Source organism: Streptomyces sp. NPDC059224 (assembly GCF_042754285.1).
Classification (GTDB): domain Bacteria; phylum Actinomycetota; class Actinomycetes; order Streptomycetales; family Streptomycetaceae; genus Streptomyces.
The window spans coordinates 108,577-123,695 of record NZ_JBHZAN010000025.1; the positions used below are offsets into that span (position 1 = coordinate 108,577).

The 15,119-nt window shown below is 70.7% G+C and carries 22 protein-coding genes; 1 reads left to right on the plus strand and 21 read right to left on the minus strand.

Annotated features, from left to right (window positions below; all coding sequences use genetic code 11):
* The first annotated feature begins 46 nt into the window (after positions 1-46).
* Positions 47-556, plus strand: a complete 510-nt coding sequence (locus tag ACFXI4_RS27455) for a hypothetical protein (RefSeq protein ID WP_384995749.1) — start codon at positions 47-49, stop codon at positions 554-556.
* Here the strand turns inward: ACFXI4_RS27455 and ACFXI4_RS27460 are convergent.
* From ACFXI4_RS27460 to ACFXI4_RS27560, 21 genes are all read right to left on the minus strand, one after another.
* Entirely contained in the window at positions 483-977 is a 495-nt protein-coding gene (locus tag ACFXI4_RS27460; protein ID WP_384995752.1) for a hypothetical protein, read from the minus strand. The genes ACFXI4_RS27455 and ACFXI4_RS27460 overlap by 74 nt on opposite strands.
* Positions 974-1,531, minus strand: coding sequence for a hypothetical protein (locus ACFXI4_RS27465; protein ID WP_384995754.1), 558 nt, complete (start codon positions 1,529-1,531; stop codon positions 974-976). The genes ACFXI4_RS27460 and ACFXI4_RS27465 overlap by 4 nt, the downstream gene beginning before the upstream one ends.
* Positions 1,532-1,582: 51 nt before the next feature.
* The gene (locus ACFXI4_RS27470) at positions 1,583-1,945 is read right to left on the minus strand and encodes a hypothetical protein (RefSeq protein ID WP_384995757.1); all 363 of its coding nucleotides are present in this window, start codon (positions 1,943-1,945) and stop codon (positions 1,583-1,585) included.
* 75 nt (positions 1,946-2,020) lie between these two features.
* Complete coding sequence (locus tag ACFXI4_RS27475; RefSeq protein WP_384995759.1) at positions 2,021-2,593, minus strand: hypothetical protein; 573 nt, start codon at positions 2,591-2,593, stop codon at positions 2,021-2,023.
* 109 nt (positions 2,594-2,702) lie between these two features.
* Positions 2,703-3,593 (minus strand): hypothetical protein, encoded by an 891-nt coding sequence (locus ACFXI4_RS27480; RefSeq protein ID WP_384995762.1) that lies wholly within the window; start codon positions 3,591-3,593, stop codon positions 2,703-2,705.
* 38 nt (positions 3,594-3,631) lie between these two features.
* The gene (locus ACFXI4_RS27485; protein WP_384995765.1) at positions 3,632-4,390 is read right to left on the minus strand and encodes a DUF6884 domain-containing protein; all 759 of its coding nucleotides are present in this window, start codon (positions 4,388-4,390) and stop codon (positions 3,632-3,634) included.
* Entirely contained in the window at positions 4,387-4,749 is a 363-nt protein-coding gene (locus ACFXI4_RS27490) for a hypothetical protein (RefSeq protein ID WP_384995767.1), read from the minus strand. The genes ACFXI4_RS27485 and ACFXI4_RS27490 overlap by 4 nt, the downstream gene beginning before the upstream one ends.
* The gene (locus tag ACFXI4_RS27495; protein ID WP_384995770.1) at positions 4,746-5,195 is read right to left on the minus strand and encodes a hypothetical protein; all 450 of its coding nucleotides are present in this window, start codon (positions 5,193-5,195) and stop codon (positions 4,746-4,748) included. The genes ACFXI4_RS27490 and ACFXI4_RS27495 overlap by 4 nt, the downstream gene beginning before the upstream one ends.
* 315 nt (positions 5,196-5,510) lie before the next feature.
* Positions 5,511-6,197: a hypothetical protein gene (locus ACFXI4_RS27500; RefSeq protein WP_384995772.1), complete on the minus strand. Its 687-nt coding sequence runs from the start codon at positions 6,195-6,197 to the stop codon at positions 5,511-5,513.
* Positions 6,198-6,325: 128 nt separating this feature from the next.
* Entirely contained in the window at positions 6,326-6,934 is a 609-nt protein-coding gene (locus ACFXI4_RS27505) for a hypothetical protein (RefSeq protein ID WP_384995775.1), read from the minus strand.
* Between the two features lie 161 nt (positions 6,935-7,095).
* Positions 7,096-8,091 (minus strand): DUF4007 family protein, encoded by a 996-nt coding sequence (locus ACFXI4_RS27510; protein ID WP_384995777.1) that lies wholly within the window; start codon positions 8,089-8,091, stop codon positions 7,096-7,098.
* Between the two features lie 13 nt (positions 8,092-8,104).
* Positions 8,105-8,458: a hypothetical protein gene (locus ACFXI4_RS27515; RefSeq protein ID WP_384995780.1), complete on the minus strand. Its 354-nt coding sequence runs from the start codon at positions 8,456-8,458 to the stop codon at positions 8,105-8,107.
* Positions 8,459-8,507: 49 nt separating this feature from the next.
* Positions 8,508-9,527: an N-6 DNA methylase gene (locus tag ACFXI4_RS27520; RefSeq protein ID WP_384995782.1), complete on the minus strand. Its 1,020-nt coding sequence runs from the start codon at positions 9,525-9,527 to the stop codon at positions 8,508-8,510.
* A gap of 149 nt (positions 9,528-9,676) precedes the next feature.
* Positions 9,677-10,042, minus strand: coding sequence for a hypothetical protein (locus ACFXI4_RS27525; protein ID WP_384995924.1), 366 nt, complete (start codon positions 10,040-10,042; stop codon positions 9,677-9,679).
* Positions 10,043-10,177: 135 nt separating this feature from the next.
* Positions 10,178-10,480 (minus strand): hypothetical protein, encoded by a 303-nt coding sequence (locus tag ACFXI4_RS27530; protein WP_384995785.1) that lies wholly within the window; start codon positions 10,478-10,480, stop codon positions 10,178-10,180.
* A 75-nt stretch (positions 10,481-10,555) separates the two neighbouring features.
* On the minus strand, positions 10,556-11,023 hold the full coding sequence (locus tag ACFXI4_RS27535) for a hypothetical protein (protein ID WP_384995788.1): 468 nt from the start codon (positions 11,021-11,023) through the stop codon (positions 10,556-10,558).
* Between the two features lie 217 nt (positions 11,024-11,240).
* Positions 11,241-11,384, minus strand: coding sequence for a hypothetical protein (locus tag ACFXI4_RS27540; protein WP_384995790.1), 144 nt, complete (start codon positions 11,382-11,384; stop codon positions 11,241-11,243).
* A 183-nt stretch (positions 11,385-11,567) separates the two neighbouring features.
* Positions 11,568-11,771 (minus strand): hypothetical protein, encoded by a 204-nt coding sequence (locus ACFXI4_RS27545; RefSeq protein ID WP_384995792.1) that lies wholly within the window; start codon positions 11,769-11,771, stop codon positions 11,568-11,570.
* 56 nt (positions 11,772-11,827) lie between these two features.
* A complete protein-coding gene (locus ACFXI4_RS27550; protein WP_384995795.1) occupies positions 11,828-12,241 on the minus strand; it encodes a GNAT family N-acetyltransferase in 414 nt (137 codons plus the stop codon).
* Between the two features lie 156 nt (positions 12,242-12,397).
* On the minus strand, positions 12,398-12,955 hold the full coding sequence (locus tag ACFXI4_RS27555) for a hypothetical protein (protein WP_384995798.1): 558 nt from the start codon (positions 12,953-12,955) through the stop codon (positions 12,398-12,400).
* A gap of 789 nt (positions 12,956-13,744) precedes the next feature.
* Entirely contained in the window at positions 13,745-15,106 is a 1,362-nt protein-coding gene (locus ACFXI4_RS27560) for a hypothetical protein (RefSeq protein WP_384995801.1), read from the minus strand.
* Between the last annotated feature and the right edge of the window lie 13 nt (positions 15,107-15,119).

Consider the following 15,119-nt stretch of genomic DNA (forward strand, 5'->3'; position numbering starts at 1 on the left):
TGTTACGTTGACGAAGCCGCCGGACCAGGTGCCAGACCGTGTACCGGTGCAGAACTTTGCGATGTTCGGGGTCCGGCTGGGATGCGAGGAGGCCGGTGAGGAAGCGTTCGAGGCGGACCATGTACTCGTCGCGCTCAGGCAGGGCGCCGACGCCGACGAGGACTTGGCGGAGGTGGGCGAGGGGTGGGCTGTCGGGCAGTTCGTCGAGGGCCTCGTGGGTCAGGGCTCGCCGGCCGGACGCGAGGTCGGACAGGACCGGGGAGACGGACGGCTTGTTCAGCCACCGCCTGGCGGTGATGGGGTGCTCGGTGGTGGCGATGTTGTGCCGGAGGGCTTCGAGGCCAGGGTGGAGTGCATCGGACGGGGGCCCCAGCAGCTCGCCCAGGCGCCGGTTGATGAGACAGCGGGCGCACTGGCCGGGGTGTGGGTAGTCGGGATCGCTGCAGGTGGGACAGGTGTGCCAGACCTCAGGGGCTGTGCAGTCAGCGCAAAGAGGCTGGTCGAGGGTCCCGGAGACGACCGCTGCAACACCTCGGCAGACCGAGCATGGTGCTGAGCGGCGCTGGCAGTCCGGGCACCACGGCCGGCCTGTGGTGCGGGAGGTGCCGCAGGGTTTCTCCTTGCCGCAGATGCTGCACGTTGGGGTGGGAGAGCCAGTCGTGGAGCGGGCGGGCGGCCTCGGTCAGGTCCGGGTCGTAGGTCCAGAACGAGTTCCAGCCGGCTCGCAACGTGTCGACGACCTGTTCGTCGTCGAGGGGGAGAAGGAGCGGGCCGTAGTCGGGGCCGTCCGGCCGTGAGGGCGCGGAGAGGGCGAGGGCGGCTAGGGTGCCGACCGCGATGGCCCGGTCGCTGGAGCCTCCGCGGTTGGCCGTCCACCAGGCGTGTGCGGCCTCGGCGATGGCGTGGGCGTGGTCCCGCCCGCTTTCGGGCGCCATGGCGCGGCGCATTCCGGCGGGCGGGATGCCGAACAGGGTCACGTCGCGCTCCCCGGCCCCTGCGCGATGAGGCGGTCGAGCTCGGCGACGAACGGCGGCAGGAGGGTCCGCTTGCGGCCCGGCCGCCGGGAGCCGAAGGGCCGCAGCGTCCCGGCGTGGCCGCTGGGCTGGAAGTCACTGTCGATGATCCAGGTCGGGTCTCCGGGCATCCGGGACAGGCGGTAGGCAGCCTTGTTGAGCAGCGTGCTGTGCTCGAAGAGGAGGAGCTCGGCGTACCACCCGGTGACGGCTCCGGCTTGGCGCTGCTCAAGGACCGGCACGACGCCGGTGTGCTCCAAGGAGTTGTCCTCGTCCGGGACGGTGGTGGTGAACGTCCGGGCGGCGTGCAGCGGGGCCAGAACCCGTTCAGCGGCCTGGTGGGCTTCGGGGTAGCCGATCGGGTCGGCGATCAGGCACCGTGCGGCGAGGGCGAGCGGATCCTGGGTGGCGGAGGCGGGGAGCTCCAGCGGTGCGAGCTCTCGCAACAGCGCCTCGTGACCGAGGGTGGCGAGGTACCAGTGCTGCTGGGCATGGGTGTCCGGGGGCATGGTGTCCATGGGGCTCTTCCTGTGGCGGTGGGCGCTGGCGGATGTTCCGCGCCGGGCGGGTCAGTTCGGGGGTGCGGCGTGGCGGCGGGGCCGACCGCGGTGAAGGACGATGACGGTGCCGGTCTCGAAGCCGCGTGCCAGGCCGAAGACTTCGCCCATACGCCTGCGGGTCTCGGTGCTCTGCCGCTCACGTCCGGGTACGTAGGAGCCGTCCCGGGCGAGGAGGCTGATGATCTTGGCGGTGACCTCGGCTCGGGTGACGTCGAGTGCGGCGACCCGGCCGTGCGTGGTGTAACGGCGGCTGTCGAGGCCGACGAAGGCCTCGTCGGTGCCGATGGTGAGGATCTCGTCCGGGTTGGTCCAGTTGTAGTCCGTGGCGGACATGCGGTAGCGCTGGTCGAAGGCGGGGACGATCAGTTTCATCAGGTGTGCTCCGTGGCGACCCGGCCGGGAGCGAGCGCGGCCACCGGGGCCGAACTCCTCGCTCCCGGGCGGGGCTCAGGCGCGCGCCGCCTCGGCCTCCTCGTCCTCGGCCTTGAGCTCTTCGAAGTAGTCGCGAGCGCTTTCGACCATGCCGGGGACGTCGCACCCGAAGGACTCGGCCGCGTCCAGGAGCGCCGCGAGCATGGCGGCCTCGCGCTCAGCCCCGGCGGCGGCGACGGCGCACAGGACATCGAGCTTCACGGGGTACGCCTCGCTGCGAAGTCCCTCGGCGGCCTGGTGGAGTTCATGGGCGGTGACCCGGCCGTCCGTCAGGCAGAAGACCTGAGCGACCAGATCACCGATTACGCGATCGGCGCTTTCCTGGTCGTCCACGACCTGGTCGCCGGGCAGGTTGAAGGCGATCTGGGCCATGGCCTCGGCCGCGAGGACGCCGAGCCGTACGCGCTCGGCCAGCTCGGGAACGGGCAACAGAGCCTTGGGAGCCTGCCTGTTGTAGGCCTCCAGCGCCGCGTCGGCCCATGCGGCGCGGTCCGCGAGGGTGCACTCACGTGCGGGGGTCATGTTGACGCCGGATTCCGCGGCTGCGGTGAAGCGCGCAGCCTTGCGGTCGGGGATGGACGTGTCCACGGTCGTTCCTCTGGGTGAGGTTTCCAAGATGGTGGTGGCCGTGAGAGCAGCGGCACGCCGCTCGATCACGAACACCACACTACATATTGATACTGGAATACGCAACACGCTAGACGCGGGGAAAGGCATCTGCCCACTTCGGGTAGGGGAGTGCGGGCATGCCGAAGACCGCCCTCGACCGCTCGGCCCGCGTACGGCCAACGGGCAGGGCGTACCTGTGGGTCCCCGGGTGCCGCTGGCGCCTGGCCCCGATCTGCTCCAGTGCGGTGCGCAGCCAGGCGCGCCGGTCGGACCCCGCAGGGCGCGGCGATGCGCCCAGCGCCGCGATGCGCCGCTCGAACCCGTCGGCACCACGGTCTCCGGCAACGAACTTGGCGATCGACCGCGCCGGGAGCACCTGGCCGTCCGGCAGCACGACGATCGTCCTCGCCGTGCTGCGGCCCGTATAAGTTGCGGAAAGGGCCTGGTAGATGACCCCTAGGTGCCCTCGGGGCGAGCCGGCCATGCGCCCGTCCGGCAGGGTCCGAAGCCGGGCGACGGGGTCCGCGTAGGTGACCACTCCCCGCACACCGTGGCCCGCGGCCAGACGCAGAGCCCCCGCGACCGTGAAGCTCTCCCCGTTGCTCGCCACCGAGGGGGACAGGCACACCCTCGACATTTCCAGTGCCTCCGTATACGGCTCCAGCGACGGGAAAACCCTGGTCAAAGCACGGCGGCTCATCGGGACGCCCAGGACGACGACACCCACCAGCAGTTGGCCGTCGACCACCTGGCCGTCGTCGCCCCCTGCGGGCTCGAGGTCCACCAGCCCGAACCGGTGGACTGCCGGCGGCCACCCCGACAGGTAGTGGTTGGCCTGGATGTACTCCCGGGCGGGCGCCTCCGCCAGCTCGACCACCTCGTAGCGGCGCCGGTCGAAGCCGCCCTGCGACGTATGGACCCACGTCGGCACACCGCGGCTCCACCGCTGAGCCCAGCCCTCGGCGCTGCCGGCAGCCATGGCCTCCCACCGAGCCGGAGCGGGCCCGAGCGGCGCGCTCACCGCTCCTGCCCGGCTTCGGCCCGCGCGGCGAGACGGATCTGGGAGAGACGTTGCTTCATCTCCCCGATCCCGCCGGCTCCGGCGAGCGGCGCCTGAAGGTCCGGCCAGGAGTGCCGGGCGAGGGCCACGTACTTGCTGCCGGCCAGCACCGTCACCTCCGCCGACTCGATGCCGCGTTCCCGAACCTGCGCCTGCACGAAGTCCGCGCTGACGCTGCCGGGATCGCCCACGGTGATGTCGTACGGGTCGATCTGCGTGGACAGGTCGAGGAGCCCGTGGGCGGCGGAGAGGATGTACTGGCGGCCGCCGTCCTGGAGCAGGGCTTTGGCCGTCTCCCGGCAGGAGCCGTGGAAGGTGCCGACGTACATCGCGCCGGCGGTCACGCGGCGGTCCTGCTTGGCCTTTCCGCAGCCGACGACGACGATTCGGAACCGGCCCGCGCCCTCGGCGCGGGCCCGCTGCCAGCCGTCCTCGGTCAGAGCACCGCCCCAGACGTCCAGCGCGTCCCGCGTCGCCTCCTGTCCACGAAGGACGTCGCGGCTCTGGTCCAGGCCGACGTAGCCGATGTCGGCGAGGGACGCCAGGGTCCGCAGGTTGACGGACTTGGGTAGCAGCCCGATCGGGTCCCTGGCCCCGGCGAGGAGGGCGCGGCGCTGGGCGGGGGTGATGCGGGGTGTGAAGGATCCGGCCGTACGCGGCCGGTCCGCGGCGCCTGGCGTGGCCGTGGCGCTGTTGCGGGGGTGGTCGATGGTCATCGTGTTCCTCGTGATGGGGTCGGAGCCGTCGGGGTGTCGGCCCAGCGGGTGGGCAGGGTGGTGTCGCCGTCTTCCTCGCGGCGCTGGTCTTCCAGGTCGGCGGCGCGGACGCGGCTGCGGTGCCACTGCTCGGCGGTGTGGCCGCTCGGCCGGCGGCACCTTTGTCGGGGCGTGGCCTTGCACGTGGGGCAGGTCAGGGACGCCGGGCAGGTGTCGCCGATGTCCTCGCCGTCGCAGAAGCCGCAGGGCGGCGCCGTGGCCGGCAGTACGCGCCCGGCCACATCGACGAGGAGACCGGCCGCGCGCCAGGCGCGTTCCTCGGCTCTCGTCGACGGCGGCCCGAAGCTCTGGCGGTTCACGCTCCGCCTGTCTCGGCTGCCGGATCCGCGCGGACGAAGGACTCGCCCTCGGGCCAGATCGCGATGATCTTGTGGTGGGACAGGAACTCCTTGGCGACCGAGCCCGGCTCGGCGGTGAACAGCAGTGCGCGGCGGGCCGGGGAGAAGAATCGCGCGCAGTCGCTGATCACTCCGTACGCGGCGATGAGCGCGCGGTAGTGCGATCGGTGACAGGCCATCACCACCTCTCCGGCAGTCGCGTCGAAGAGGTCGGTGGACGCCAGGACGGGATCCGTGACGACGCGGTGCCGCAGGACACGGTGTCCCTTGGCCGTCAGGTGGAAGAGGTAGGCGGTCAGGACCGAGTCCTCGAAGCGGTCGGCCTCGCCGTCGTTGTCTCGGCCGGGCTCGGGGCGGGCAGGATCGGAAGGGGCCAGGTAGGCGACGTGCGGACTGTCGGTGGTCATGGTGTGGGCGCCTCCGGAGTCGGGTGAGGCGGCGGCGCGGCGACGGCGCGGCGCAGCATCCTGAAAGGAGAGGGGCAGTTGGGCGGCAGGACGGTGGTGGGGCGCATCCGCCGCGGTGCTGGGGCCAAGGGGATTCCCGGCACGGGACGCGGGTGAGAAGACCTGAACTGGCCGACGCCATCGCGGTGGGGAACTGGCCGCGAGAGACGAGCGCTATCCCGGCGCACACCTGCGGATGGGGGCAGTATCAGCCGCGACGGTACGTGCCCGGCCTGCCCAGGACGGTTGAGGTCAGGCCGTAGCCGTCAGCTTCGATCACCCACCGCTCGACGGCAGCGGTGCCGCCCGGTCGAGCTTCGAGTACCGCTGGCTGACCTCGCGCGCCGAGTACGTGACCGGACGCCGGTCCTTCTCGTGGACCGTGACGACGATTCCGTCCGGAGACTCATCGAGCCCATCGACCCAGACGTACTGGAAGTACCGGCCGGCGGCGCTGTAGTGCATGAGGCGGTCCCCAGGGCCGACGGGGGCCTGGACAGTGCCGCCGGTGTACCGCTTGTAGGGCACGAGGACCTGCGGGACCCCTTCCGGCACCGCCAGGGCGCGATCGGTCAGCATGTCGGTCACGTGCTCCCTGATCAGCGCGTACAGGGCCCGGGGCGGCGGGTTCTCTGTCGCGAGTGCCACGAAGGCCAGTCGGAGCCCTTCGTCGTCTTGGGCAGGCGGGCATGCGCGGGTATCGGCGAGGGCGAGGACCTCTTCGGCGTACCGATGGGCGATGCGTCCGCGGTGCAGCTGTGTGGTGGCGGGGGAGTTCGCGGCGACGCACTCAGGACAGGACAGGGGAGCGTCGGTGACGCGCGCCGGGTCGAGCTTCTCGTAGTGGTGGACGACCGCGTACCGGCCCGCGTCGCAGGCCACGTCAATCATGAAGCCGGTGTGGCTGTTGAGCAGGCCCTCGTGAACGGCGCCGTCGTGGCCGATGAGGTTCTTGTGGTCCATCTCGTCTCAACCGCCCCCAGGGGCGGCGTCCTCGCCTTCGGTGGGTACGTCGGTGGTTGGCTGGACGACTTGTGGTCCGGCGGCACGGGCGCGGTGCGCGCTGTGGCCCCGCGCCCGTGCCGCCGGGCTCATTCGCTCAGGTAGAAGGTCACGCCACGGCACACGAAGCGGATCGGCCCCGTCGCGTTGATGGTCAGCTGGTACGCCTCCTCCTCGGAGACCGAGCCCGGCTCCGTCACGATCTCGTCGAACCGGGTCTGGCCCTGGAGGTAGCGGATCAGCTCGTACTTGGCCTCCGGCCCGTCGAGCGGGAACGTCGACCCGCGCGGGAGGTGGAAATCGGTCAGGCCGCGCCCGATCCATCCGGCCGAGAGCCGGACCGGCGCGGGGAAGGGAACGCGGTGCGCGAGGTGCCGGGCGACGGCCTCGTGGGCACGCTGGTCCCACATCCCGTTCCAGACGTCGCTCGCGTTCTGTGCCTCCTCGTCGTACGCGGCCAGAGCCCGGCGCATGTTGAGGTACTCGTTGCCCTCCCGGAAGTGCCGGGACGTGGCCCAGTTGCCGTCCGCGTCGAAGCCGTCGTCCATCGACTGCCCATCGTGCTGGCGGCCGACCATCCAGTGCCCCGTGGACTCCTCCACGCCGAGCCACATGCCCTCGAAGGAGCCGCGCCACGCCCGCCGCGCCTGGTGGACCACGGTCCAACCCTGGTGCTGTCCACCGGTCTTGATGCGCATGCGTGTCTCCTGGGCCTGTCTCGTCGGAAGGGGAGGGCGCGGGGCGCTCAAGCCGGGAGGCGAGCACCACCAACAAGAATCACAGTACACATAGAAACGCCAATACGCAACATTGCTTGTGTTCGTCTGAGCGATCCGCGCCCGCGGGAACAAGGAGTCCGTCAGGACAGGGACGAAGAACTCCCCTCCTCCGCAGCACCGCTGGTGGCCGACCGCAGGGCGGGGTAGGCGCCGGCCAGGACGTCCTCGGCGAGAAGGACGGGCGGGCGCGAGTAGACGAGCGACTCCTCGCCGTCGCCGGACTGCACGACGGCCAGATCCGCATGCCTGTCCGCGACTTGATTCAGGGCACGGCGGAGGTCGGCGGTACCGGTGAGAAGGAGCCGGCCGGGCCCCAGGGAGTCGGAGGCGAGCCGCGCCAGGCTGATAGAGCCGGCCGCGGGGCTGGCGGTCCGGGCCGCGAAGTCCAAGCTCGCGTACGCCTGGACGGGCGCGGGGCAGTGGCGGCCGGCCATGCGGCGCAGGGCCACGAGGTGGCTGCGGTCGGCTGTGCGGTCGGCGGGCGGCTCGGGGTCGAGCAGGTGGAGGGTGCGGAACGGGTTGGAGAGCTCGTCCTCGATGTTCGCGGCGGTGGGGTCGCCGGGCGCGTACATGCTCACCAGGCAGGCGATGTCCGACGCGAGTACCGACGCGGCCGGGGTCCTGTGGCCGGCCGCTTCGGCGGCGGCCGCCAAGCGCCCCTGCAGCTCCGCGCGGCTGGACCGGCTGAACGGGGAGTGTCCGAAGAGATACCGCCAGGTGGGCACGTGACACGGCTCGGAGCTCACCAACCACCAGTGCAACAGCCAGAGACTGGCGTCGAGTTCGAGGTAGGGGTCGGCCGCGGTTTCCTCGTCCAGGAGCCAGTGGGCACGGTTCGTCGGCACCAGGTCCAGGCCGTTGCGGGCGGCCAAGCCGAAGGCCTGGGACCAAAAGGCCATGGACGGGACCATGCTCTTGCCGACGCCCAGCACGACGGTCGCGTCGGGGCGGCGCAGGGCGGTCGGGTCCTGGCGCAGGGCGTCGTAGACCTTGCGGAGCCACCCGCAGCGCGGTGGGTAGCCACGGTGCCGGCCGAAGGCAGGCAGGCAGCCGGTCAGAGGAGTGCGGTTCGACACAATGGTCCTTTGCTCAGTCGAGTGAGAGGGGGCTGCGGTCGGAAAGGGCGAGCCGGGCGACGAGACGTGCGAGGGAGTGCGCCCAGTCGGCCGGGGTGTCTGGAACGAGGAGGTCCTCGCTCCAGACGGTGCCGTCGCCGATAAGCGGCCGGCTGGTCAGCCGAACCTGGGCCGGACCGGCCGCGGCGCGGGAAAGGTCGAGTTCGTAGGACCGGGTCTCGGTGTCGATGCACCAGGACAACAGTCCCTCAGCGTCGGGACATCCGCAGGTCAGCACATACACGCTGGTACGGCTGGGTGCCGGCATGACGGCGCACAGCGCCCGGGCTACGGCCTGGCTGTCGCTGTGGTCGTGGGCTTGTGCCACGGTTCCTCCTTCGGGCCCGGCCCACGAGGCGTGGGCCGGGACGGGGCGGCTACCTGCTGGCCTCGAGGGCGTTCAGCAGCTGCTCGGTGGTGCGAGTGGCGATGGCGAAGCCGATCAGTTTCATGACGTCGTCGCGGTGGCGCGCCATGTCACGTTGCCGGGCAAGGGTTTCTTCGGCCAGGTCGGGCTGTGCGAGGACGTCTCCGCATCCGACGACCGCGCGGGGGCCCAGTTCCCAGACGAGGGTGTTGACGGCGGCTCCAGCGGCGGCCAGGGGGTCAAGTTCGAGCATGACCCAGCCACGCTCCGCCGGGTCCTCGCCGTCGCGGCGCAGGTCCTGCGCCGCGGAGCGGAAGAGCCCTCCGGTACCGGCGGCCGGCTCAAGCGCCCACTCACCGCGGTGGTGGGGGTGCTTTCCTCTGCCGCCTTCGTCGGCCAGCATCGCGGCGATCAGATCGCTGATGTCGGGCGGAGTGTGGTACTCGCCGAGGCTGCGCCGGGAGTGATGGTGGCGTAGGGCTGTGATCACCCAGGACATCAGGTCGATCCGGGACCGCTCGGCGGGGTCGGTGTCTCCCGTGTGCCGGAGGACTCCGTGGCGCAGCGCGGCAAGGGCCACAGCACGCACGCCCGCGAGGTGGGTGTCGTGCAGGTCCTCCCTGGTCCAGTCGAACAGCGGGCGGGCGGTGGCCCAAAGGTCGGGGCGAAGGGCGTAGTAGTAGTTGGCGCTATCGGCCAGGCCGCGGACCAGGACGCGCGGGGGTTGCGCGGCGATGTACGCGGCGATCGTGTCGGCGGCCGCCGCGCCGGGGGACTTCTGGGGCCACAGGGCGAGGGCCGCGACGACCCCTACGGGGATGTCGAGACGGCTGCCGCCGGCGGCGTGCCAGGCTTCGGCGACCGCTTCGCCGAGGACGGAGCCGGCGCTACGGCTGACGGTGATCGGAGGACAGTCGGTCGTACCGGCGTGCCGGGCGCAGCTCGGGTCGGTGCAGTTCCGAGCCCTGTGGGTGAGCACCTGGTCAACGGCCTCGGTCACGAGGGCGGCGGTGGAATCAGCAGCGGGCATGAGGGTTCCAGGGCATGGGTGGGTGGTGTGTTGTGGTCAGGAACAGGAACAGGAAGCCGGTGCCGGGGCCGCGAGCGGGAAGGCGTCGTCCGCAGCCCCGGACCTGCACGTTGTGGTGATGCATGGCGCAGGGGCGTCAGCCGGCTCGTTCAGAGAACTCCGCGGCGGGCCAGCTCGGGCTCGCACAGGGAGCACGTCCCGCACGGCGCGCTTTCGGCGCATCCCGGCTGCGGGAGGGCGTCGCCCTTGTCGTTCCCGCGATGGACGAACTTGGGCCACTCGCGCTCGTACAGGAACTCCCCGGCCCACTCCCGGGACTGGAACCCCGGGATGCGCGAAGCGTCGTTGGCCGTGTCCGGCTGGGCGACCCACGTGGTGGTGCCGTCCGGGAGGGCGTGTTCCCACACGTACCCGTACGCGGTGGTGCGGTCGGCCTTGCTCACCACGAGGAACCCGCGGGTGTAGTCGTTGTGGGCGGCCTGGAAGTCGATGTGCTGGGCGAGGCCGGGCAGCATGATCACGTCTCCGGGGTGAGGCGGGTGCGGGTGGTGAAGGGGGATCCTGACCGCGCGCCCGGGGTCCGCCGCCTTTTGGTGTACGGGACCGGCGTGGGTTCCGGCGGAGGGGGCCCGGGCGCGTGGTCAGGAAGATCAGGTGTTCAGCGGTGCGGCGGACGCCGCGGCGTACTTCACGCACGCGGGCATGGACTCGCGCAGATCGGGGCCGCGCAGTCCGCGGCTTCCGCGAGGCAGAAGCCCGCACTTGAGACGCTCTCGACCGTCATCGAGCTGCTTCAACACGGTGTTGGCGCAGCCTCCGCAGACGGCGGGCGGGTTGTCGAGATCGGCGCCGAGGAGCGGCACCCGGGTCGCGGGGTGTTCCCCGCGGTCGAGGTGCATGCGTATCGAGCCGCGGCCCGATCGAGCCGGGGCGGGGATCAGGGGCGTGGTCATGGTCAAGGTCCTTCCAGGTGGGATCGTTTGTGGGGGCGGCGGCACCGCGGGCGGTGACACCGGGGCGTTATCCGGCTACTTGGCCTTGCGCTGGTCGACCCGGTGGGCCTGCGATGCCGCGCGCATGACCTCGTCGAAGTCGAAGCCGAGGTTCTGGGCGTAGGCGCGCAGTTGGTTGAGCAGCACGTGCAGCGCCTTCGAGAAGGTGAGGTAGGGGTCGTCTGCCATGTGCACGCGGAGGGCGGCAGCGGCGTCGCTGGCGTGCACGTACACGTCGAAGAGGTGGTCTTCGGCGGCCGAATCGTCCGTGTTGTGGATCGGCGCGACGGACGGGTCGAGGTTCGGCATGGCGGCCAGGGGCCGTTCGTCGAGTCGCGCCTTCGCGTCGCCGTCGAGGCAGCGTTCGACGTCGGCGCGCATGTGACTGGCCAGGTGCATCAAGTCGGTGGTGATGTCCACCAGGGTCAGCCAGAGGTCGGCCCAGCCCCTCCGGTAGGCGAGAAGGGCGGCGTCTACATCTGCCTCGTGGGCGACAGCAAGCATGGGAGGACTCCGGAGCAGTAAGGGGTGTTGTGCGGCGTGGACTTGGAGGTCCGCCAGCGATGCAATCAATCTACACACTGAAACGCTAATACGCAACATCCACGGTAGTTGTGAACGCCTCCCGGCCCGCACTCGGGGCGGGCCGGGCGATCACGGACCCGGGCCCACCATCCGAGTTCTCGGGTATGCCGCGCACCGGCCGCCCCTCTGAAGCCTTCTACTCGCCGGCGCCCCTGCGCGCCCGCTGCTGAGCGGGCGGCTGCCGACGGGGCATCGTGCCGACGAAGACCAGGAGCGCCGTCAGTGCCACCCCGGCCACAATGACCGCGCCGACAAGACTGGCGGGCTCCAGTACCCACACGCTGACCAGGGCGACGACTGCACTCGGCGCACCCCATCGCAGCGCCCATCGGCCCCATCGGCTCGGGCTCTTACCGTCGACAACCGGCATCATTTCCTCCTTGGTTCTGGATGCCGGCTGATACCTGCATCCGTGCGTGAGTTCTGTCGACCGGGAGGGGCAGGCACCCGGGCTGTGATCGGTTCAGGCGCGGAACTGCTCCCCGTCGAAATACGCGCCAGGGGGCATCCGGGTGTTGGGAAGGATGCCCGAGACGACCGGGGAGGTAAGGCCCGGGACGTCGACGAAGGTCGTGTATCGGTCCAGGAGCCGGGCGGCCACCCGGGTATCGCCCCATCGGTGCCCGACCGCGTTCAGGGGGCCGAGAGCCACGTTCAGGCCGTTCATGATGGAGAAACCGAGACCTTGGTAGTAGCTTTCCAGCTCCGGAAAGCAGTTGAGGGTCAGCAGTCGTAGCCGGCGCGCGTGAAGCGGCGTACGGAATGCCGAATGAGTTCGGCCCCGATGCCTCGCCCGCGCTGCCCGGGATCCACGGCAACTGCGGTGACGATCGCGGTCCGTTCCGCCAGAAGGTGCGCCAGCGGCACGTCGATGCCGGGATGGTCGAAGAGCCACAGCGGAACGCCTCCGATGAGGACGCCGAGCGTCTCGCCTTCGTCGTTTTCGGCCACGACCATCAGGGCCCGGAAGTGGGAGAGGGGTCCTTCCTGCGGCAGGGACAGGTTCGGCCGCACGTCCTCGAACGCAACGGGATCGTCGGGGTTCACGTCGGCGAGGAGCCGCATGACGGCGTCCGTGTCGGTGGGTGCCGCGTCGCGGAGGGTGATGCCGGGCAGGCGTGTGCGGGTGCTACCCATAGGGACTCCTGGGGCGGTATGAGGCGCAGTGCGTCGCCTCTGGGGTGGCGGAAAGGAGGGCTGCCGGAGGGGCCTCAACGGCGGTTCGGGCTCTGAGGCCGGGCCGACCGGAGCTGAGAGCTGCCCGGGCGGCCCGGAGCGCTGTGCCGAGGGACGTCAGTAGATGTGGCGGCCGTCAGGGACTGTCCGGCCGATCAGGCGCCAGGGCGGGCCGTCGTTCAAGACACCCATCGGGCACCGATCCGGCTGGTGCGTCGACAGGTCGGCCTCGATGGCCGTGTACCAGTGCTGCGTGAGCGGGCACCGCGTCCCGCGTTCGCATCCCGGCCGCTCCGCGACGAACACGTGGTAGACATCCGCCGACGTGGGGAGGGACCGGCGGAACGCGTTCGCGAGGCGCTTGCCGTAAGCCGACGGGCTCTCGCTCCGGTACCGCCCCCAAACCTGGATTCCGTAGACGAACTGGCTCTGGCCGTCGCGGTCGAGCCGCCAGCGCAGCACGGAGCCGTAGCGCGGGTTGTCGGGCTTGGACTCGTCTGCGCCCGCGGGCACCGCTCCGGTCATGTCGAGGACGGTCTGGCCGGTCCCGGTGAACGCCTGGGGCACGGCCAGCGCCCAGTACGAGGAGGCGTGCTTTCCCCACGGATGCAGCCTCCGCCGCCGGTACTGCGTCCCGGCCTTGCGGTGCTTTATGAGCGGCTTGTTCCGCTTCATGTATCAGTCCCCCGGATGTGCTGAGACGGCGCGGCGCCTGGAGCGGCGCTCGTCAAGTGGGTTGGTGTGGCGGGGCGTTGACCCGACCTGAGAATGACAATACACAGTGAATCGGGAATACGCAACATCTCAAGTAGTGGTGTCTTCGCCGCGCCGTGCGAGGTCCGCACCCGCTTGAAACCGGTCCCAGGCAAGCCGGTTGTCGACCGCGTCCTCGATCGCTCTCCAGACCAGCCCTCTCGCGGGGTCCTCCGGAACGTGGGGCTCTCCGCGGTTGCCCCGGATCACCGTGACCGTGTCGTCGACCGGTGGGCGGGCCCGGTGGACGAGGATGTTCCCTGTCAAGTTCAGCGTGTTGCTGGTTTTGGCTCTGTGCATGCTGTTGTCGGGGCGGCTCTGTCTGTGGCTGGGCGTGCGTAGCCGTCCACGCGGCGCTCGTCTTCGAGGGCGGGGTGCCGGTCCCAGAACTCCTCGATGGCGGTCCAGGCTGCGGAGCCGAGCGGCTGCTCCCACAGCGGCAGTACGGCCGGATCGGCGAGAGGGGCCAGGGCGGGGTGGCAGCCGGCGAGACTCTCCAGGGATTCAGCGGGCCGTCCGGACCCGGCGGGCGTTCGTCGGCCGGAGCCAGGCCGTGCTCGTGGGCGTGCCGGACGAGGGCCGCGGCGTGGCTCCAGAGGGCGGCCGCGCGCCGATCGCCGGTGTCGCGCGCGACCGCGGCGGTGAGTCTGTCGTAGGCGGCGGGGGGCAGGGTGCGTGGGGTCATCTCTCCTCGCAGGGGGATCGGGGGGACTACTGGCCGGCGGTCATCGCGGCCCAGACACCGGCGAAGCCGGAGCGGGCCTTGTCCTGCACGCCGGCCGGGGCGGTCACGTAGAAGTCCTCGACCGTGCCGTAGGTCTTGGCGTCCGGCCGGACGCGGGTACGCACGCGGTCGATGCCGGCGCCGTGGGCTTTCGTGGAGTGCTCGACGGGGCGGTCCAGGGCCGTGGCGGCGTTGTGCAGGAAGGTGCCGACTTCGGAACGGCTGCCGGTGCGGACGGTCTTCACGGACCGGTAGACCGTGCCCTTGAAGCTGCTGTCGCGGCACTCGGGCTTGGAGCAGCGGTCGCCGTGCGCGGTGTGGCACTCGGGCCGGCGGCCGGCGGTGTAGGCGCGCTGCAACCGGTAGACCGCCCACGGCTCCTCGTCCAGCCGGGCGTTGAACTGGCCGAGCGCCTCAGCGTTCTGGTCGTCGGTGACCCGCCTGAACAGGGTGTCGTCCTTGTAGAGGGAGCTGTTGTCGTTCAGGGCCATCGACAGGTACTCCAGGCGCAGCACGCGCGCGGCGAGGTCGGGGTACTTCCGCAGCCGCTTCAGGTGGTCGGGCTGGGGCGAGCACACCCCGGCGAACGGGCATACCGGGCAATATGACTTGGACATGTCGATGCCGAGGCGGTCCTTGACGTAGCCCTGCACGTCCTCGCGGCCCCAGCCGAGCCTGAGCAAGGGGTAGTCCAGGGCGAAGGTCTCGTAGCCGGCCTTCTTGTTGCGCTTGGCCTGGAACTTGTTCGCCTTGACCGCGCGCTTGTACTCGTCCGCGTTGCAGCCGAAGAGCTTGCCGACGGTCTGCCCGCCCGCTCGCTCGAGCTGGAGGCGGTCGATCGTCCAAGCCTTGTGCTTCTGGCTGCATACGTGACCGCCGGCGTACTGGGGAACCGTGCCGTTCTCCTCCAGTTCGTCCATGAGCGTCCATGGACCCCGGCTGAACACCTTGCCGGGGTTCTTGGTGTCGGAGAGGACTTCGACACCCGCCGAGTCGGGGCGCCCAGCCCGCGCGACCTGCGTGTATCGAATGCCCTTCTCCCGCAGCAACGGCAGGACGTGGTTCTCGACGTCGGCGATCGTGTCGGGAAACTCGAACCCGGTCATCGCCGTCACGATCGAGAAGTCGGAGAAGTCTTCGGCGATCCCGAAGGCGGTCGGATCGTTGATGATCGCCAGGGCCAGCGCCGTCGAGTCGACGCCGAGGCCGAAGTTGAGCGACTTGTGCTTCGTCGCGCGGAAGGATGCCAGAGCCTCCGCGGAGGCGACCTCGGCCGGAGCCGGTCCGCCGGACGACGGCGTTGCGGGGACGGCATCGAGGCCGGGTTCGAACAGCGTGAGGGAAGTCATGGGCGTACCTGTG